The 17,563-nt window shown below is 61.4% G+C and carries 16 protein-coding genes and 1 tRNA gene; 6 read left to right on the top strand and 11 right to left on the bottom strand.

Going from position 1 to position 17,563, the window contains the following annotated elements; genetic code table 11:
- Window positions 1-198: 198 nt before the first annotated feature.
- Entirely contained in the window at window positions 199-2,052 is a 1,854-nt protein-coding gene (gene argS, locus AAAX73_RS04330; RefSeq protein ID WP_118079679.1) for an arginine--tRNA ligase, read from the bottom strand.
- A gap of 342 nt (window positions 2,053-2,394) precedes the next feature.
- On the opposite strand from argS, the gene AAAX73_RS04325 reads away from it, so the two are divergent.
- A complete protein-coding gene (locus tag AAAX73_RS04325; RefSeq protein WP_006235480.1) occupies window positions 2,395-2,880 on the top strand; it encodes a CarD family transcriptional regulator in 486 nt (161 codons plus the stop codon).
- Window positions 2,881-2,996: 116 nt separating this feature from the next.
- Window positions 2,997-3,596 (top strand): HD domain-containing protein, encoded by a 600-nt coding sequence (locus tag AAAX73_RS04320; protein WP_349125132.1) that lies wholly within the window; start codon window positions 2,997-2,999, stop codon window positions 3,594-3,596.
- 71 nt (window positions 3,597-3,667) lie between these two features.
- Here AAAX73_RS04320 and AAAX73_RS04315 read toward each other — a convergent pair whose 3' ends face one another.
- Window positions 3,668-4,954, bottom strand: a complete 1,287-nt coding sequence (locus AAAX73_RS04315) for a glutamate-5-semialdehyde dehydrogenase (protein WP_349125131.1) — start codon at window positions 4,952-4,954, stop codon at window positions 3,668-3,670.
- 113 nt (window positions 4,955-5,067) lie between these two features.
- Here AAAX73_RS04315 and AAAX73_RS04310 point away from each other — a divergent pair, with 113 nt between their 5' ends.
- Window positions 5,068-6,039, top strand: a complete 972-nt coding sequence (locus AAAX73_RS04310) for an alpha/beta fold hydrolase (RefSeq protein ID WP_349125130.1) — start codon at window positions 5,068-5,070, stop codon at window positions 6,037-6,039.
- A gap of 36 nt (window positions 6,040-6,075) precedes the next feature.
- Complete coding sequence (locus AAAX73_RS04305; RefSeq protein WP_349125129.1) at window positions 6,076-6,486, top strand: hypothetical protein; 411 nt, start codon at window positions 6,076-6,078, stop codon at window positions 6,484-6,486.
- A 287-nt stretch (window positions 6,487-6,773) separates the two neighbouring features.
- Here the strand turns inward: AAAX73_RS04305 and proB are convergent, their stop codons facing one another.
- The 5 genes from proB to AAAX73_RS04280 all read right to left on the bottom strand — a co-directional run bounded on the left by proB (window position 6,774) and on the right by AAAX73_RS04280 (window position 11,244).
- The gene (gene proB, locus AAAX73_RS04300; RefSeq protein WP_349125128.1) at window positions 6,774-7,901 is read right to left on the bottom strand and encodes a glutamate 5-kinase; all 1,128 of its coding nucleotides are present in this window, start codon (window positions 7,899-7,901) and stop codon (window positions 6,774-6,776) included.
- A gap of 68 nt (window positions 7,902-7,969) precedes the next feature.
- Window positions 7,970-9,475, bottom strand: coding sequence for a nicotinate phosphoribosyltransferase (locus tag AAAX73_RS04295; protein WP_349125127.1), 1,506 nt, complete (start codon window positions 9,473-9,475; stop codon window positions 7,970-7,972).
- Between the two features lie 82 nt (window positions 9,476-9,557).
- Window positions 9,558-10,016 (bottom strand): hypothetical protein, encoded by a 459-nt coding sequence (locus tag AAAX73_RS04290; protein WP_349125126.1) that lies wholly within the window; start codon window positions 10,014-10,016, stop codon window positions 9,558-9,560.
- 65 nt (window positions 10,017-10,081) lie between these two features.
- Window positions 10,082-10,154, bottom strand: a tRNA-Ala gene (locus AAAX73_RS04285).
- Window positions 10,155-10,305: 151 nt separating this feature from the next.
- Window positions 10,306-11,244, bottom strand: a complete 939-nt coding sequence (locus AAAX73_RS04280; RefSeq protein WP_349125125.1) for a radical SAM protein — start codon at window positions 11,242-11,244, stop codon at window positions 10,306-10,308.
- Window positions 11,245-11,771: 527 nt separating this feature from the next.
- On the opposite strand from AAAX73_RS04280, the gene AAAX73_RS04275 reads away from it, so the two are divergent.
- Complete coding sequence (locus AAAX73_RS04275) at window positions 11,772-12,971, top strand: MraY family glycosyltransferase (RefSeq protein ID WP_349125124.1); 1,200 nt, start codon at window positions 11,772-11,774, stop codon at window positions 12,969-12,971.
- A 156-nt stretch (window positions 12,972-13,127) separates the two neighbouring features.
- Complete coding sequence (trpS, locus tag AAAX73_RS04270) at window positions 13,128-14,177, top strand: tryptophan--tRNA ligase (RefSeq protein WP_118079659.1); 1,050 nt, start codon at window positions 13,128-13,130, stop codon at window positions 14,175-14,177.
- 393 nt (window positions 14,178-14,570) lie between these two features.
- Here trpS and AAAX73_RS04265 read toward each other — a convergent pair whose 3' ends face one another.
- The 4 genes from AAAX73_RS04265 to AAAX73_RS04250 all read right to left on the bottom strand — a co-directional run bounded on the left by AAAX73_RS04265 (window position 14,571) and on the right by AAAX73_RS04250 (window position 17,345).
- Window positions 14,571-14,891, bottom strand: a complete 321-nt coding sequence (locus AAAX73_RS04265; protein WP_349125123.1) for an MGMT family protein — start codon at window positions 14,889-14,891, stop codon at window positions 14,571-14,573.
- 137 nt (window positions 14,892-15,028) lie between these two features.
- On the bottom strand, window positions 15,029-15,883 hold the full coding sequence (locus tag AAAX73_RS04260; RefSeq protein ID WP_349125122.1) for a DegV family protein: 855 nt from the start codon (window positions 15,881-15,883) through the stop codon (window positions 15,029-15,031).
- A 119-nt stretch (window positions 15,884-16,002) separates the two neighbouring features.
- A complete protein-coding gene (locus AAAX73_RS04255) occupies window positions 16,003-16,452 on the bottom strand; it encodes a MarR family transcriptional regulator (protein ID WP_118079653.1) in 450 nt (149 codons plus the stop codon).
- 173 nt (window positions 16,453-16,625) lie between these two features.
- Window positions 16,626-17,345, bottom strand: a complete 720-nt coding sequence (locus AAAX73_RS04250; protein WP_349125121.1) for a phenylalanine--tRNA ligase beta subunit-related protein — start codon at window positions 17,343-17,345, stop codon at window positions 16,626-16,628.
- Between the last annotated feature and the right edge of the window lie 218 nt (window positions 17,346-17,563).

Here is a 17,563-nt window from a genome sequence, read left to right as displayed (position 1 = left end):
GGCTTGCACTTTTCGGTGAAAAGCCCGTGTGATTGGAATCCCTCGATTCATCGTAGTAAACCGGTATAGTTGCGATTTGGTAGCATTTTCCAGCAAGCCAAATTGTCTCGCTAAACGCAAAAAGCCCGACCTCCGCATGGGGAGATCGGGCTTTCGAGGCTCAGTCAAACCAAACCAACGCAGTCAAACGACCAGCGCTTACATCTGCTCGGGGGCAGAAACGCCAACGAGGGTAAGCACCAGGGCGAGCGTCACACGGACGGCGTCGCAGGCGGCCAGACGGGCGCGCGAGAGCTCAGGGTCGACGGGACGGCCCTCGCTCGGAAGGACCTGGCAGGCGGCGTAGAAGCTGTGGAAGTCGCCAGCGAGCTCCTCGGCAAAGTGCGTCAGGCGGAACGGGGCGCGATCGCGAGCACAGCTACCGATGAGGTCGGTGAGCTCGTTGAGCTTACGCGAAAGGGCAAGCTCGGTCGGGTCGGTCAGCAGCGAGTAATCGACGTTCTCGCCAATAGCCTTCTCGGCGACGGCCTTCATGCCCATCTCGGCGGCCTGCTCGGCGGTAACGTCGGCGGCACGACGCAGGATGGAGCACACGCGAGCGTGAGCGTACTGCACGTAGTACACCGGGTTGGAGTTGTCGCGCTTCTTGACGGCCTCAATGTCGAAGTCGACCATCTGGTTGGAGCTCTTGGAGATGAGCGTGTAGCGAGCGGCGTCGGAGCCGACCTCGTCGACGAGTTCCTGCAGGGTCACCATGGTGCCCTTGCGCTTGGACATGCGGACGGGCTTGCCGTTGCGCAGCAGGTTGACGAGCTGGCCCAGCAGAACCTCAAACTTGCCGGGATAGCCAAGAGCGTCACAGACGCAGCGGACGCGCTCGATGTAGCCGTGGTGGTCGGCGCCCCAGATGTCGATGACGTGGTCGACGCGCTGGAACTTATCCCAGTGATAGGCAACGTCGGAGGCGAAGTAGGTGTACTCGCCATCGGACTTGATCAGGACGCGGTCCTTGTCGTCGCCCAGGTCGGTGGAGCGGAACCACAGGGCACCGTCCTTGGTGTAGAGGTAGCCCATCTTGTCGAGCTTCTCAAAAGCGCGGTCGACGGCGGAGGTGCCGGCGGTCTCGCCCTCGGTGTCCTTCACGTACAGAGAGCGCTCGGAGAACCAACGATCAAAGTCGCAGTTAACGGCGTGGCAAAGGTCGCGCATGTTGTCGACCATCTTTACGTAGCCGCGCTCGCGGAAGCTCTCCATGCGCTCCTGCGGATCGGCGTTGACCCACTTATCGCCGTCGGTGCGCCAGAACTCGGCAGCCTCGTCGATGATGTAGTCGCCGCCGTAGGAGTCCTTGCCCAGAGTCTCGGCAAAGTTGTCCTGATACGGATGGGTCTCGGGATGCTCGTCGCTCTCGTCGGCAACAAAGGCGTCGCGGTCGGCGATCAGAAGCTTGTGAGCCTCGTCGATATCCACGCCCTGCTTGGCGATGATGTCGGCAAGCTGCATATAGCGCGTGCTGATGGAGTTACCGAAGGTGTTCATCTGAGAGCCGTGGTCGTTGATGTAGAACTCACGCTGGATGTCGTAACCGGCGTGGTCCATCACACGACAAAGGGAGTCGCCCAGAGCGGCCCAGCGACCATGACCGATGTGCATGGGGCCGACGGGGTTGGCGGAGACGAACTCGACCTGGGTCTTCAGGCCGCCACCGACGTTGGACTTAGCGAAGTCCATACCCTTCTCGCGGGCCTCGCCAAAGATGGCGTTCTTGACAGCGACGGAGAGGTAGAAGTTGATGAAGCCAGGACCGGCGATCTCGACCTTCTCGATCGCGGGGTCCTCGGGCATATGGGCGACGACGGCCTCGGCGATCTTGCGCGGGGCGCAATGAGCCAGCTTGGCAGACTTCAGGGCCATGGTGGAGGTCCACTCGCCATGAGAAGTATCAGCCGGTCGCTCGATAGCGCAATCGTCAAGTTCAAATGCGGAAAGGTCGCCGGCCTCCTGGGCCGCAGCAAGCGCAGCGCGTACCAGCTCTTCAATCTTCTCGGGCATAGATCCTCCTTGTGTTAAAGCCCCCGAGCTCTTGGTCACTCGTAGGGCAAAAGCCAGAGTTTGTAGCACTCTATCACAAGCGGTAGCTACTGTCGCAGGGTAAAGCTAATAGATATTGCATATGCACAAAAATGACTACCGCTCTTGCGCGGCGGTACAAAGTTGGCGGTTTGCCTGCAGATTATGCAGGCGTTGAAAATGCATAAAGGTGTGAATGAGCTGCGTCTGTTATCGAATACTCTTACCTATCGGAGTTGTGTGCTTTTCCTGCATAAAGTGATGGTTTGCGCACGTCAGCGTGGTATTCTTAACATACGTAAATTCGTATAAGTTGGAGGTAGCATGTTCTCAATCGGTCAACACGTCATTCATCCGGGTCAGGGAGTCTGCACCGTCGTCGGCTTTAGGGACGACACACCGCAGCCCATGTTGTTGCTCGAGACCAAACAGGGACATGCGCAGACGATTCTCATGTACCCCGTGGCGCAGGCCGACCGTCTGCATGCCGCTATCTCCCAGCAAGATGCAGAGCACCTGCTGAGCCACTACGATGAGCTGGAGTGCGACACCTTTACCGAGCGCAATAGCTCGCTCGAGGAGACGCACTTTAAGCAGCAGCTCAAGCTGGGCGCGCCCGAGACGGTTCGCGTGGCAAAAACCATGATGCACCGTATTCGCCAGGCCGAGGAAGCAGATAAAAAGCCCAGCTCCTACTACATGCGCGTACTCAAGGAAGCCAAGCGCCGCTCCATCGAGGAGTTCGCCGTGGCCCTGGGCGTCACCGAAGAGGCCGCCGAAGCCCGCCTAGCCCAAGCCGCCCTCAACTAACCTGCCCACGCCAAAACCACCACAAAGGGGACAGGCACCTTTGTGGTGGTTTTTTCGTTCTAGTCGTTCTAGTAGTATTCATTCTTAGCGATACCTACGAACACAAGGAGTCTTTTATGGCAGAGCTGCTTTCCGCCGGAATCACCCGCGACCGTGCGTTCGAATTGCTCAACGAGCACAACAAAGACCCGTTCCACATCACCCACGGCGAAACGGTCGAGGGCACCATGCGCTACTTTGCGCGCGAGTTCGACCCCGAGAACGAGGAGTTTTGGGGCATCGTCGGCCTGCTACACGACCTGGATTGGGAGGAACATGAGGACGACCCCATGAACCACACCATCTATGCGGCCGAGATCCTCGAGGGCGAGGGCGCCTCTCCCGAACTCATTCGCGCTATTCAGACGCACACGTCCGATTTCAATACCTCACTGCCCAAGCCCGAGCTGCAGATGGAAAAGATCTTGTTTGCCTGCGACGAGCTCACCGGCCTGATCGGTGCTGCCGTGATCATGCGTCCGAGCAAGAGCGTCATGGACTTTACGACTAAGTCGCTCAAGAAAAAGTTCAAGGACAAGCGCTTTGCCGCCGGCTGCTCGCGCGACGTGATTTCGCAGGGCGCTGAGATGCTGGGTTGGGAGCTCCCCGAGCTCTTCGACCGTACCATCGCGGCCATGCAGTCCTTCGCGCCCGATCGCGATACCTCCCAGGCCTAACCGCCCACGCCACCTATAACCACCACAAAGGGGACAGGCACCTTTGTGGTGGTTTTTCGTTTACGAGAGGTCTAGGGGCGGACCTGACCGGTGCCGCGGAGCTTGTATTTATAGGTGGTGAGGGCCTCGGCGGCAAAGGGGCCGCGGGCATGGAGTTTTTGGGTCGAGATGCCAATCTCGGCGCCCAGGCCAAACTCGCCGCCGTCGGTAAAGCGCGTGCTGGCGTTGGCATACACGGCCGAGGCATCGATCTCATCCAGGAAGCGCTCGCAAGCGTCCACGTCCTCGGCAACGATGGCCTCGGAATGCATGGTGCCATAGCGGTTGATGTGCGCGATGGCCTCGTCCTCGTTCGCCACGACCTTCACGCTCATCTCGAGCGCCAGATACTCGCGGCCCCAGTCCTCCTCAGTCGCGGCAACATAGTCGTCGCCCTCGGCAAGACCGGCATCGGCGCATACGGCGCACGTGGCCTCGTCACCGTGAATCAGCACACCGTGGTCGTGCAGCACGGCCACGGCCGCCGGCAAAAACGAATCTGCCACGGCGCGGTCGAGCAGCAGCGACTCGGCGGCATTACACACACCCACGCGCTGGGTCTTGGCATTGACGATAATGTTGAGCGCCTTGTCAAAGTCGGCGGATTCATGCACGTAGATGTGGCAGTTACCCGTGCCCGTCTCGATAACCGGAACGAGCGACTCGCGCACGCAGCGCTGGATCAGGCCCGCACCGCCACGCGGAATGAGCACATCGACGATGCCACGAAGCTTCATGAGCTCGCCGGTTGCCTCGCGGTCGGTAGACTCGATCATCGAGACGGCTTCGCGCGGGAAACCCTGGGCCTCAAGCGCATCGGCCAGCAGCTCGGCAATCATGGCGCACGAGTGATACGCCAGCGAACCGCCGCGCAGAATGCAGGCGTTGCCGGTGCGGATGCAGATGCCCGCGGCGTCGGCCGTCACGTTGGGGCGCGCCTCGTAAACCATGGCAACCAGACCCAGCGGCACGCTCACGCGGGTCAGGTCCACGCCGCTTGCAAGCACGCGGTGGTCGAGCACGCGACCGACGGGATCGGGCAACTCGGCGAGCTTCTCCAAACCGGCGGCCATTCCCTCGACGCGCTCGGGCGTTAACAGCAGGCGGTCGAGAAGCCCCGCCGAGATGCCCGCATCGCGCGCGGCGGCCATATCGAGCTCGTTGGCGGCAATGATGGAATCGGCGCCATCGCGAAGCGCCGCGGCCATGGCGCGCACGGCCTCCTGGCGTTGGACATCACTCGCCGTGGCAAGCGCGCCCGAAGCGGCCTTGGCCTCGACGGCAAGATCGTGGACATACGTGGCTATATCGACCGACATGGACGGCCCTTTCTCTTAGATGTTTGCCAACCATGGTAGCCGATTTGCACGCATCCTCGCCGACGGCGGTAGAATTGGTCAACCCGAAACACCGCAACGAATGGAAGCATCACATGGCGCTCATCACTTCGTACCACGTCCCCGGCCTCTACGTCGAGGACCACAGCATCGACGTCCCCCTCGACTGGCGCGGCCTGGAGCCCATGCTTTTGGCCGTCGGCAGCTCCATGCGCCGCGGCGCAATGCCGGCGCCCATCGCCGGTGCACCCGAAAGCATCAAGCTCTTCTACCGCGTGGTTTGCGCGCCCGACCGCATTAACGACGACTTGCCGCTCCTCCTCTTTTTGCAGGGCGGCCCCGGCGGCGAGAGCCCGCGTCCGCTGTCGCCCACAAGCGATGGCTGGATCGAGGAGGCCGTCAAGCACTTCCGCGTCGTCCTGCCCGACCAGCGCGGTACCGGACGCAGCAGCTGTGTAGACGGGCGCACGATTGCCGCCTTGGGCGATCGTGCCGAGGCAGCAGGAGCCGATGCGGCCCGCTCACAGGCGGACTTTCTCAAACGCCACCTCGCCAGCTCCATCGTGCGCGATTTTGAGTACCTGCGCCTGGTGGGTTTTGGCGGCAAGCCCTGGGTCACACTCGGGCAGAGCTACGGCGGTTTTTTGACGTTGAGCTATCTGTCGCTCTTTCCCGAGGGCGTGGCGGCAAGCTTTACCTGCGGCGGCATTCCGCACGTGCCGGCGAGCGCCAGCGAGGTCTACGCGCACACCTTCCCGCGCATGGCGGCCAAGACGCAGCAGTACTATGACCGTTACCCTGCCGATGTCGAGCGCGTGGCTGCCCTGGCAGATGCGATCGAGGAGCAAAAGCCCGCACTGCCCGACGGCTCGCCGATGACGGTCGAGCGCCTGCAGCTTATGGGCAGCGACTTTGGCATGAAGCCGAGCTTTGAGCGCATGCACTGGATTATCGATCACGCGTTTGTTGATGGCGATGGTACGCTGAGCTGCGGCTCCTCGGTATCCGACAGCTTTTTGATGCGCGCCTTCGAGCGCACCAACACGCGTACAAACCCGCTGTACTAGACGCTGCAGGAGTTCATCTACGCCGATGGCGACACCATGCCCATCCGCTGGGCCGCGGCAGAAGAGAAGGCGCATCGCGCCGAGTTCGACACCCTCGCGCGCCCGCTCATGTTTACCGGCGAGGCCATGTTCCCGTGGATGTTTGAGCAGATGCCCGAGCTCAAGCCCTTCAAGCCCGCCATGGATCTGCTGATGGAAGACACCAGCTGGGACAAGATCTACGACCCGCAGCGCCTGGCCTGCAACGAAGTACCACTCCAGGCTGCGGTGTACTTCGACGACATGTACGTGGATTCGGGCCTGCAGCTCGATACGCTCAGCCGCATTGGCAACTCGCATGCCTGGGTGACCAACGAGTTTGAGCACGATGGCCTGCACGGCAGCGCGGTGTTCAAGCACCTCTTCGACGAAGCCCTCAACCGCGGAGACCTGCGCCGAATCTTCTAGCAAAGGAGTGTCCCCAACTGCCGGCACAAAAGGAACGTCCCCAGGTGCCGGACAAGTACCGGCAATGACGATGCCGCAGGAAGAGGACGGAAAGCGAAAACGCCCCTAAGCGAGCAAGGTGACGTGAAAGAGGAGGGCATTGCCCTTTTGGTCATGCCCGACGATTGAACGTCAGATTGCCGCTTAGGGGCGTTTGCAGCGTCAATTGGTTAGGCGAAGACCTGATGGTCATGCCTCACCTTTTGAATGACAAATTGTCGCTCTGGGCGGCGCACAGCGTCGACCCGTTAGGCGAAGACGATCAAATTATCTCGATGAATCGCGGGCTTTTCGGCCAGGTCTGCCAGCAGGCGGTTGCCGGCAATCTGGTCCTGGCGACGTCCTGCTGCAAGCTCCAGCACGTCCGAATCGGCCTCGGCAATACCACGCGCGACAACCATGCCGCTCGGGTCGCAAACGTCAAGCACATCGCCCTCGCCAAACGTGCCATCGACCTCGCGAATACCCACCGCGAGCAAGGACGAGCCACGGCTGACCAGCGCCTTCGCGGCGCCGTCATCGACCGTCACCGAGCCATGCGCCTTGTCGCCCAGCGCGATCCACAGCTTGCGGGGCGCAATGTCCAGACGCTCCGCCGGTGGATCGAACAGCGTGCCCACACTCTCGCCGCGAGCAAGGCGCACGAGCGCATCGGGCTCCTCGCCCGAGCAAATCACGCTCTGAATGCCCGCGGTCATCAGAATGCGGCTTGCGCGGATCTTGGTAATCATGCCGCCCGTGCCCACCGATGTGGAAGAATCGCCCGCCGAGGCGATGATCTTGGCATCGATCTTATGCACGACCGGGACAAACTCGGCCGTGGGGTCCTCATGCGGATTGGCGGTATAGAGGCCATCGATGTCCGAGAGCGTCACGCACAGATCGGCAGAAACCAGGCAGCTCACAAGCGCCGCCAGCGTGTCGTTGTCGCCAAACTTGATCTCATCGACGGTAACGGTATCGTTCTCGTTGACGACCGGCACCACGTCAAGCTCCACAAGGCGCAGCAGGGCGTCGCGCGCATGCAGGTAGGATGTGCGGCGGGCCGTGTCGTGGCGTGTGAGCAGCACGAGCGAGGTGAGCAGGTCGCGCGCATGAAACTCCTCGTCGTAGGCCGACGAGATGATACACTGACCGGCCGAGGCGCAGGCCTGCAGGCTCGGCAGGTCGCCGACCGGCTTGCGGTCGAAGCCCAGCACGGGATAGCCACAGGCGATAGCGCCCGAGCTCACCACGACCAGACGCCAGCCGAGCTTGCGCAGGGCTGCGGCCTGGTCGGCAAGCCCGCCGATAAAGGCGCGGTTGACCTTGCCGTCGGCACCCACCACCGTGGACGAACCGATCTTTACCACCATCGTTTTATAAGAAGTCGTCATACGTCAAACCAATCGAATGTTGAGCAGGCGGGCGAGAAAATGATCCGTTTTCCTCCGTCCCCTTCGGATCATTTTGCCCAGGGGAAGGCCGAAGCCGCGGCCATGTTCTTGCGCACGAGCTCGTCGCGCACCTGTGCCAGGCCCTGCTCCATGCCCACCACATAAGTCTGCGGGTACAGGAAGCGCTTGTAGACCGGATCCAGATGGTCCAGTGCCCAGGTGCAACGCTCGCGTGCGTCCTCAATGCTCTCGCGCGGGGCAACGGCACTGCCATCGCGCACGATCGGCGCCAGCAGCTCGCGATACTCAAGCTCGGAAACGTCGGTCACCAGGGCGGCATCGTTCACGGCCACGAGGGTATTGCCACGCGCGGCGCCCTCCCCCGCCAGATGATCCTCGTCATAGATCATGTCGCAGATCGGGCCGCCAAAGCCGTCGTAATAGCGGCGCACGCGCTGCACGCCCGGGATCGTGCGCTTGTAGGGCTGCTCGGAGAGCTTGACCACCGGCGTCCACGGGTCAGTCTCGCTCGCACGGCGGGCGGAAAGCTTGTACACGCCGCCCAGCGCCGGCTGGTCATAGCAGGTCGCGAGCTTGGTGCCCACGCCAAAGCTATCGATAGGCGCACCCTGGTCGAGCAGTGACTGAATCGTGTACTCGTCAAGATCGTTGGAAACCGAGATCCCCACATAGGGCAGGCCCTCGGCATCAAAACGGCCGCGCACATACTTGGAGAGCTTGGCGAGGTCGCCCGAGTCAATGCGAATAGCCGACAGGCGCTCGCCCACCGCCTCCATCTCCTTGGCAACCGTAATGGCATGCTCGCAGCCCTCACGCACATCGTAGGTGTCGATGAGCAGCGTACAGTTCTTGGGGCTCGACTTGGCAAAGGCGCGGAAGGCCTCGAGCTCGGAATCGAAGCTCATCACCCAGCTGTGCGCATGCGTGCCAAAGACGGGAATACCGTAGCGGCGACCGGCGAGCACATTGGACGTAGAGGAACAGCCGGCCACATAGCTCGCGCGCGCGACGGCCAGGCCGCCATCGGGACCCTGGGCGCGGCGCAGGCCAAACTCGGCCACGGGACGGCCGTCCGCCGCCAACACCACGCGCGCAGTCTTGGTGGCGACAAGTGTCTGGAAGCCGACGATGTTGAGCAGCGCCGTCTCGAGCAGCTGGCACTCCAACGCGGGGCCGGTGACGCGCACCATGGGCTCGCGCGGAAAGACGAGCTCGCCCTCGGGGACGGCGTCGATGTTTACATGCGCACGAAAATCGCGCAGGTAGTCGAGGAATCCAGGCTTGAACATCGCGCCGCCGGCCGGGGCCTGGAGCGAGGCGAGGTAGTCGATGTCCTCGGGCGTAAAGCGCAGGTTCTCGACCAGCTCGGGCAGCTCGGCGGTACCGCACATGACGGCGTAGGCGCTACCAAAGGGATGGTCGCGGTAAAACGCAGTAAAACAACCCTGCTCATTGGCCTTGCCGCTCTCCCACAGGCCCTGGGCCATAGTGAGCTCGTACAGATCGGTGAGCATTGCAATGTCGGTGGGATGCGAGATGTCGGTCAAAGCCATGGGGCGACCTTTCGGATGCGTTGTGCAGAAGTTGAGGGTTGGACGAGGCGGACGTGCGGGCATGGAGCCCGGCGCGAACAGGTTAGTGCAGGCCCATGCTGCCCGTGATCGTGTAGACCATAAAGACAATAAACGCGATGAGGGCGAGCACGATGATGATTTTTTGAGCCGGAGCCATGCCGGGGATCTCATTCTCGCCCGTAGGCTCCTTGGAGGTGACCATGCGCTGGGCAAAGGTCATCTCATCACGGCTCGGCTTGGGCTCAGCGGGCTTGGGGTGAGCCACCTTTTTGGGTTGAGATTTGGGTGCGGCAGGCGAAGGCTTCGCGGCGGCGGGCTTGGGTGCGGGCACGGGCGCCGGTGCGGATGCGGCCTTCGCGGCGGTCTCCTCGGCCTTGGCGAGCTCGGCGCGCAGGGCAGCCAGCTCCTCACGCTCGCGACGGGCCTCTTCCTGGGCCTCGCGGCGGGCCTTCTCGGCGCGGAGCTCTTCCAACTCGGCGCGCTCCTCGTCGGACAATGGTTGGGACTCAAGCTCGGCCATGGTACCGCCCTTTCTTTTTAAAAAAAGCCGCCGACACAATGTCAGCGGCTTATCAAATCCAAGGGTGGAGACGAAGGGAGTCGAACCCTCGGCCTCTGCCATGCGACGGCAGCGCTCTCCCAACTGAGCTACGTCCCCAGGACAAGTTGATATTTTACCTACGGCTCGCCAACTGTCAACGCCCAATAACCAGTCTTTTTGAGACGGGGCCATTTTGACTACCTTTCGAGCAAACAATCCTCTCGATGATTTTTTAATCCCCGTCCCAGAAAAATCATCGGCGAACGCGCTACTTTGCGCTGGTGAGGACGCCGGTGGTGTCGAACGCTGGGGTAAAGCTCTCGTCTACCGCGCCGCCCTCTTGCCAGAACATCGTCGTAAAGCCCAGGTCGTCGGCATGGTCGAGCACCTGCTCGTATTCCTCGCGCGTCACGGCACGCGCCAGGTCGCCGCCCTGCTCGCGCATGAGCGCATTAGGCGTGTACTGGTTCATGACCGAGATCGGCACATCGCCCACCGTCTGCCACACCAGGTCCAGCACGCGACACGAATCGTCTGTATGTCCCGGCAGTACCAGGTGACGCACGATCATGCCGCGCTTCATGAGCCCGTCCTCGTCCACCAGCTCTCCCCCGCGGCGTTCGATCTCGCGTGCCATTTGCGCCAAGCCCGACACGGCCACACGCGGGTAGTCCTTAATGTGGGAGAGCGACTGCGCAAGCCCCGCATCGGCATATTTAAAGTCGGTAAGCCACACGTCGACCAAATCGCCGAGCGCCGCCACGGCACTCGCGCGCTCATAACCGCTCGTGTTGTAGACGATTGGGATGGACAGCCCGCGCGCCCGTGCCGCGGCAATCGCAGCCGGCAGCAGGTGCGCGTAGTGTGTCGCCGTCACCAGGTTAATATTGTTCGCACCCTGGTCCTGCAGCTCCAACATAATCTCGACCAGGCGCTCGGGCGAAATCTCAAGCCCAAAATTGCCCGTCGAGATCTCGTGGTTCTGACAATAGACGCATTTGAGCGAGCAGCCGCTAAAGAAGATCGTGCCCGAACCGGCCTCGCCCGAGATAGGCGGCTCCTCCCACATATGAAGCGCCGCGCGGGCCACCTTGAGCGTGTCGTTAGCACCGCATACGCCGTGCGCACCCTCATCGCGCGCCGCACCGCAACGTCGCGGACACAAATGGCAGGCGGGCGAAAAAAGTTCGGTCAACGACGTCGGCATAAAAACATGCTCCAAAACAACGATTCAGCAGCTCAAACGCAAAAGGGCCAACCACACAGACGGCTCGAGCCCAAGGCGCCGTAATCGTCCGACACGATTTTTGTAATGTCAAGACTGGAATCCACAAAGTGCGGCTTTATGATGTAGGTATTCCGCCCCCCGCGGAGCAACTGGGTGAACCGTCGCGTTTATTTAGGGAGCCCACACAGTCGTACCTAGTACAGGTATCCTTCGTTGTTAAGGACGCTGGAACAGTCGATGAGGGCACCCACCTGTTTTAGGTGGGTTCATTTTCGTAACGTGGGGGGTGGTTTTCTTTTGCCGAAACTCGCCATTGCAAATCTCGCCCAGATTCCCAAAAGGCACCAGACTGAATCCCACCATCACTCGAATATCTGGTAAGCACGTGATTATCGCCCCGTGCAATTCCTCACACCCTCCTTGGTCGAGTATCATGGGTCAGCTATACCCTTTGCGGCATGGCATCCTTTGACCTTTTCCTTCGACGCTTGGCGGTTTATCGATTCATGGCTTCCTCCACGAGCTTCATACCGTACCTTTGCGTGGCGGTCGCGGCTTTTATCACGACCTTCCTTGCGGTGCCCCTGGTCAAGCGCCTGGCAATCAAGCTCGACGCCGTCGACTATCCTTCCAAGCGCCGTATCAACACGAAACCCATCCCGCGCATGGGTGGCACGGCAGTCTTTTTGGGCCTCGTCGTCGCTTGCATCGTGCAGATCCTAGGTACCTGGTACCTGGGCTGGCCGCCCGTTTTGGTGCCCCACCCCCGTCTGCACATCAGCTACCCCATACTTGCGCTTTCTTTTACCGTTATCTTTGCGACCGGTGCGATCGACGACGTCCTCCAGCTCAAGCCCAAGCAAAAGCTGGCCGGCCAGGTCCTCGCCGCGCTTATCGCCTGCGTGGGCGGCCTAAAAATCGGCGTCATCATCAACCCGCTTGCCCCCGGCGAGATTATGCTCGGCTGGCTCGCCTACCCCATCACCGTAGTCTACCTGGTGGCGTTCACCAACATCATCAACCTCATTGACGGCCTTGACGGCCTGGCGACGGGTATCTGTGGCATCGCATCGTTCACGATGTTCTCGATGGCCGTTCTCTCGGGCCGCATCGATGCCGCCGCGCTCTCCATCGCGTTGTTTGGCGCCTGCTTGGCCTTTTTGCGCTACAACTTCAACCCCGCGAGTATCTTCTTGGGCGACTCGGGTTCGCTGCTGCTGGGCTTTGCGCTGGGTTCCATCTCGCTGCTCAACGTGAGCCGCACCGCCGCGCTCACCTCGCTCATCATCCCGCTCATCGTGGCGGGCGTGCCTATCATCGATACGTTTAGCGCCATTGTGCGCCGCAAGCGCGCCCACATTAGCATTGGGCAGGCCGACAAGGGCCACATCCACCACCGCCTCATTCAAGAGGGCTACAACCAAAAGCAGGCCGTACTGCTCATCTATGCGTGGTGCATTATGCTTTCGGCCGGCGCCGCCGCCATCAATCAGGTCGAAGTGCCCACGCGCGTGCTCATCTTTACCGTGCTCGCCATTGGCTCGGCGGCCTTCGCCAAGCACCTGCACCTGTTTGAGCCCGTGCTGCGCCACCATTACAACAAGCGCACGCACGAGGACGAGCTGGTAACCCCCGACGACCCCGCCTTTAAGCAGGAGGAGCAGGCAGCCGAGGAATGTAAGGAAGAGCGCCACCACAAGCTCTAGGGTAAGCTGCCGAGGATGTGCCCGGGCGCCGCTGACCATGCGCAGCCCCGTGCCCATCGTGCAAGCCACCTCTCCCCCGCCCCTCGCTTACTTACGCCCCGACCCTCCAATAAACGCGTTATCATCTTGACCCATGAACATACGTTAGGAGCAATCATGCCAAACGAGAACAGCTACGAAGTCGCGCTGCAAAAGAGCAACGCCATTCGCGAGGGCCTGGCCAAGACACCCGAGAAGTTCACCATGCTTACCGGTGACCGCCCCACCGGGCGCCTGCACCTGGGTCATTACTTCGGCACCCTCAAGGGCCGTGTTGAACTGCAGAACATGGGCGCCAAGACCAACGTGCTCATCGCCGACTACCAGGTCATCACCGACCGCGACACCACCGAGCATATCCAGGACAACGTGTACAACATGGTCATGGACTACCTTGCCTGCGGTATCGACCCCGACAAGACCATGATCTACGCGCACTCCGCCGTGCCCGCCGCAAACCAGCTCATGCTGCCGTTCCTGTCGCTGGTGTCCGAGGCCGAGCTGGCGCGCAACCCCACGGTTAAGGCCGAGATGGAGGCCTCGGGCCACGAGCTCACCGGCCTTTTGCTCACCTACCCGGTGCACCAGGCCTGCGACATCCTGTTCTGCAAGGGCAATGTGGTGCCCGTCGGCCGCGACCAGCTGCCGCACATCGAGCTCACCCGCACCATCGCCCGCCGCTTTAACAACCGCTACGGCAAGGTGTTCCCCGAGGTCGACGCGCTGCTGTCCGAGACCCCGCTGCTGCCCGGCCTGGACGGTCGCAAGATGAGCAAGAGCTACGGCAACGCCATCAACATCTCGATGACCGCCGAGGAGACGGCCAAGCGCATCAAGAAGAGCCAGACCGATTCCGAGCGCATGATCACGTTCGATCCCGAGAACCGTCCCGGCGTGTCCGGCCTGCTTTCGACGGCCGCCATCTGCACCGGCCGTTCCGAGGTCGAGATTGCCGAGGAGATTGGCATGGGCGGCTCCGGCCAGCTCAAGAAGTACGTGACCGAGGCCGTCAACGAGTACTTCGCGCCGATCCGCGAGCGTCGCCAGCGCTACGAGAACGATCTGGACTATGTGAAGGACGTGTTGCACGAGGGCAACCGTCGCGCCAACGAGATCGCCGAGCAGACCCTGGCCGAGGTTCGGGACGCCATGGGCATGGTGTACTAGACCGATCTGCTGGCTTAAGCTTTCGATTGCTATAGGGCGGACGCTACGGCGTCCGCCTTTTTTGTTGCCCGACCGGTTCGGCTCCGGCCACCGCACTCCCCCGATAAACAGGAACGGGCCCGCCGGCAGTCAGTTGCCAGCGGGCCCGTTCCCGAAGTACACCGTTGAATCGCACAGAGGGGAGGAATGCGAATCAAACTCAACAGGGCAGGCTTTTTCATCGCCTAATGCCTGCTCCGTTGCTGAATACAATATAGTTCACCGTGGTTTACTTTTTTGCGTCAATATGCGCCGCCACACCTTCTCCATAAGTTAGCCCCGGTAAACCTGCAACGGAAAACCACCACAAGGGGGACAGGCACCTTTGTGGTGGTTTTGGCCACGGCAGAACTGTTAGAGTCCAGCTGGACAGCGACAGGCGGCCAAGTCGACGTGCATGGGATCGATAAACGCCACGCCCTCCCCCATTAAGAGCTCGCGCTGAGCATCGGGACCGCCAAAGGCAAAGCCCCCACAGATACGGCCGTCGGCAAACACCACGCGATGACAGGGAATTTGACCAGGGCGTGGGTTGCTATGCAGCGCATACCCCACATAGCGTGCACTTCGCGCGCGACCGGCGAGCAGCGCCACCTGACCGTACGTGGCGACCATCCCCTCGGGGATCTGCTCGACCACCTCATACACCTGCTCAAAAAAGCCCTCAGACGCCATCGCTCGCTCCCTTCTCCGCATTAACAGCATAAAGAAATGATCCCTTGGGGACGGAGGAAAACGGATCATTCGCGGCCTCCGTGCGGTCGATGATCCGTTTTCCTCCGTCCCCAAGGGATCATTTGCTGGCAGGTTGGTTAGTTGGCGGGCTGGAAGAAGGCTACGGCTACGGCACCGGGGCCTACGTGGGTGCCGATGGTGGCACCGATGGTGTGAACGGGCAGCTCGCCCTCGGTGTGGCCAGCCCACAGTGCCGCGCTGTCCTCGATATACTTCTTGAGCACCGCATCCGAAAGGCCCGTATAGCCGAGCGCCAGCGGCATGGAAAAGTCGATGCCGCCCGCCTTTTCGACCTTTTGGTTCAGCAGGTTGCGGCCGTTCTTGGAACCGCGTGCCTTGCCCAGCTGCACGATTAGACCGTCCTCGACAGCTACCACAGGCTTTACGTTGAGCAGCGTACCCACGGCGCCGGCAGCAGCAGACAGGCGACCGCCGCGCACCAGGTACTCCAGCGTCTCGAGCAGGCCAATAACCACCACGCGGTCGCGCACGGCCTCGACCGCCGCCGCGATCTGGGCCGCGCTACGGCCCTCGTCCACCAAGCGCAGCGCATACTCAACCAGGATGCGTTCACCCAGGGTGACGTTGTTGCTATCAACCACGTACACATCGCCGCCCGGCGCCTCGGCTAGTGCGGTACGGGCGCTCTGATTGGTGCCCGAGAGCTTAGCGCCCACGGTAATAATCACAGCCTCATCGCCGGCTTCGCGAACCTCGGCGATAGCCTGCGAAAACGCGTACGGGTTGACCTGACCGGTCTTGGGCAGCTCATCGCGCTCCACGAGCATCTCGTAAAAGCGCTGGTGATCGATGTCGATGCCATCCATGAACACATCGGTTCCAAAGGTGACGGACAGCGGCAAAACGGCCAGTGCCGGATGCTCGGCCGGCGACATATCGCTTGCGGAATCGGTAATAATGCGGACGGACATAGCGAATCCTTTCTTGCGCGGACCTCGCGCAGGGAATTTTGACAGCAATGCCCCGGCACGGTATACGCGCTTAAACGGGACGATGCAGTTGTTAATGGGAAGCAAATGCCCAGGCGGCCCTACAGCTCGCGCAAGGTGTTGAGAATCGTACGCAGCGACGCATACATCTGCTCACGCTGCTCCACGCCCATGGCCTTGCCGGTGGTGTCGAGCACTTCACGAATAATGCAATCGGCCTCGTTCATGCTCTCGCCGCCCAACGTGGTCAGGCGAACCGGGGCGCGATACTTAACGGCGGCATCGCCCGAATCGTCGACTTCGACGTAGCCGCCCTCCTCCAGATGCGCCAGCGTGCGCGAGACGGCAGCGCGGGTCACGCCAGCCATGCGGGCGAGGTCGGCACCAGTCAGGCCGTCCTTGCTGCGCTCAAGATAGTACAGGCACATGATGTCGGAGCCCTTAAGGCCCAGCCTTGCGCCCTCAGATGTCTTAATGCGCTGGATCTCCTTGTAGAGTCCGCTGATCAGTCCGACAAAGTCCTCGAAACGTGTCTCGTCGCTCTGCTGCATGGGAGACGACCGCCTTTCGCTTGCATAATGCTAACGGGTAAACATCTTAACCGTACCCAGCGGCCGCCAGCACTGCGCGCCCTATTTGTTAACTCATCAACATAAAAACCACCACAAAGGGGACAGGCACCTTTGTGGTGGTTTTGACCGGCGAGTATGATTTGCAAAAGTTGCTACAGCTCCACGCGGGGATTGTCGCGGGTCACAAGCATCTTAACGACAACCGTCGCCCCCAGATAGCGCTCAAGCAGCTCGGCTAAGCGATCGATGGCGGCCTGACAGTCCCCCATGCGCTCGGGCTCTACGCACTCAATCGCCAAAAACGCGTCGGCCGAATCGTCGGATAGAGCCGTTCGAACGCCGTCGCGCCAGTTCCAGCAGCGGCACACGGCGCCCGCATCGTCAATGTAGGCGAGCTCGCCGGGCAGCGTCGGGTCGTCCGCTTCCTCGCCAAGCGGCAGGAACGCATCCCCGCCGTCGGTCACCTTCAAGCGAAGGTCCCCCTCAATCGCATGCAGATCCTCGCCTCCCACGGGCAGTGCATAGGACAGCGACACCGTGTTATAGATATCCACCGCGGGCGTAATGTGGCCCACCGGCTTGCCCTTGAGCACGCGCTTGAGCAGGTTCTCGATTGAACAGCGCGCGCCCTTTTTGGTCTTGAACAGACGATAGGCCTCGCGCCATGCCTTGACCGGTGCGTTCTCGCTGATTGTATCGCTGGTCAGATGACGCTCCGCATCGATATTGGCACGGTCGAGCAGCGCCGCTATCGCGTCCACATCCTCTTGAGGTATCTGGGCCGCGGGCTTCATACCCTCCACGACCACAACACCGACCGCCGCCTGAGGAAACAGCTCCCAAAATGAATCCTCGGCAATAAAGCTCTTCATACATGCTCCCTTCACGATTCGCGCCCGAGCGAGGGCACCCAAACAAAAAGCGCCCTTACGGCGGCCACCTTCAAAGTCCTACGGTGCCGCCACAAGAGCGCTTACGCTGCCCCCATCCGGAGAAGGGGGCGATATGTCAGGCGTATTGTAACCCGAGTCATCCGCGCGAGCAAAACCACCACAAAGGTGCCTGTCCCCTTTATGGTGGTTTTGGGTCT

Origin of the sequence: Collinsella sp. CLA-ER-H9, from assembly GCF_040092295.1 — a bacterium.
GTDB lineage: Bacteria > Actinomycetota > Coriobacteriia > Coriobacteriales > Coriobacteriaceae > Collinsella.
This window is presented reverse-complemented; position numbering and strand designations above follow the sequence as displayed.

Coding starts and splice junctions, on each gene's coding strand:
- argS (WP_118079679.1), bottom strand. CDS start 2,052: ATGCCCGAGAAGATTGAAGAGCTGGTACGCGCTGCGCTTGCTGCGGCC.
- AAAX73_RS04325 (WP_006235480.1), top strand. CDS start 2,395: ATGTTCTCAATCGGTCAACACGTCATTCATCCGGGTCAGGGAGTCTGC.
- AAAX73_RS04320 (WP_349125132.1), top strand. CDS start 2,997: ATGGCAGAGCTGCTTTCCGCCGGAATCACCCGCGACCGTGCGTTCGAA.
- AAAX73_RS04315 (WP_349125131.1), bottom strand. CDS start 4,954: ATGTCGGTCGATATAGCCACGTATGTCCACGATCTTGCCGTCGAGGCC.
- AAAX73_RS04310 (WP_349125130.1), top strand. CDS start 5,068: ATGGCGCTCATCACTTCGTACCACGTCCCCGGCCTCTACGTCGAGGAC.
- AAAX73_RS04305 (WP_349125129.1), top strand. CDS start 6,076: ATGCCCATCCGCTGGGCCGCGGCAGAAGAGAAGGCGCATCGCGCCGAG.
- proB (WP_349125128.1), bottom strand. CDS start 7,901: ATGACGACTTCTTATAAAACGATGGTGGTAAAGATCGGTTCGTCCACG.
- AAAX73_RS04295 (WP_349125127.1), bottom strand. CDS start 9,475: ATGGCTTTGACCGACATCTCGCATCCCACCGACATTGCAATGCTCACC.
- AAAX73_RS04290 (WP_349125126.1), bottom strand. CDS start 10,016: ATGGCCGAGCTTGAGTCCCAACCATTGTCCGACGAGGAGCGCGCCGAG.
- AAAX73_RS04280 (WP_349125125.1), bottom strand. CDS start 11,244: ATGCCGACGTCGTTGACCGAACTTTTTTCGCCCGCCTGCCATTTGTGT.
- AAAX73_RS04275 (WP_349125124.1), top strand. CDS start 11,772: ATGGCTTCCTCCACGAGCTTCATACCGTACCTTTGCGTGGCGGTCGCG.
- trpS (WP_118079659.1), top strand. CDS start 13,128: ATGCCAAACGAGAACAGCTACGAAGTCGCGCTGCAAAAGAGCAACGCC.
- AAAX73_RS04265 (WP_349125123.1), bottom strand. CDS start 14,891: ATGGCGTCTGAGGGCTTTTTTGAGCAGGTGTATGAGGTGGTCGAGCAG.
- AAAX73_RS04260 (WP_349125122.1), bottom strand. CDS start 15,883: ATGTCCGTCCGCATTATTACCGATTCCGCAAGCGATATGTCGCCGGCC.
- AAAX73_RS04255 (WP_118079653.1), bottom strand. CDS start 16,452: ATGCAGCAGAGCGACGAGACACGTTTCGAGGACTTTGTCGGACTGATC.
- AAAX73_RS04250 (WP_349125121.1), bottom strand. CDS start 17,345: ATGAAGAGCTTTATTGCCGAGGATTCATTTTGGGAGCTGTTTCCTCAG.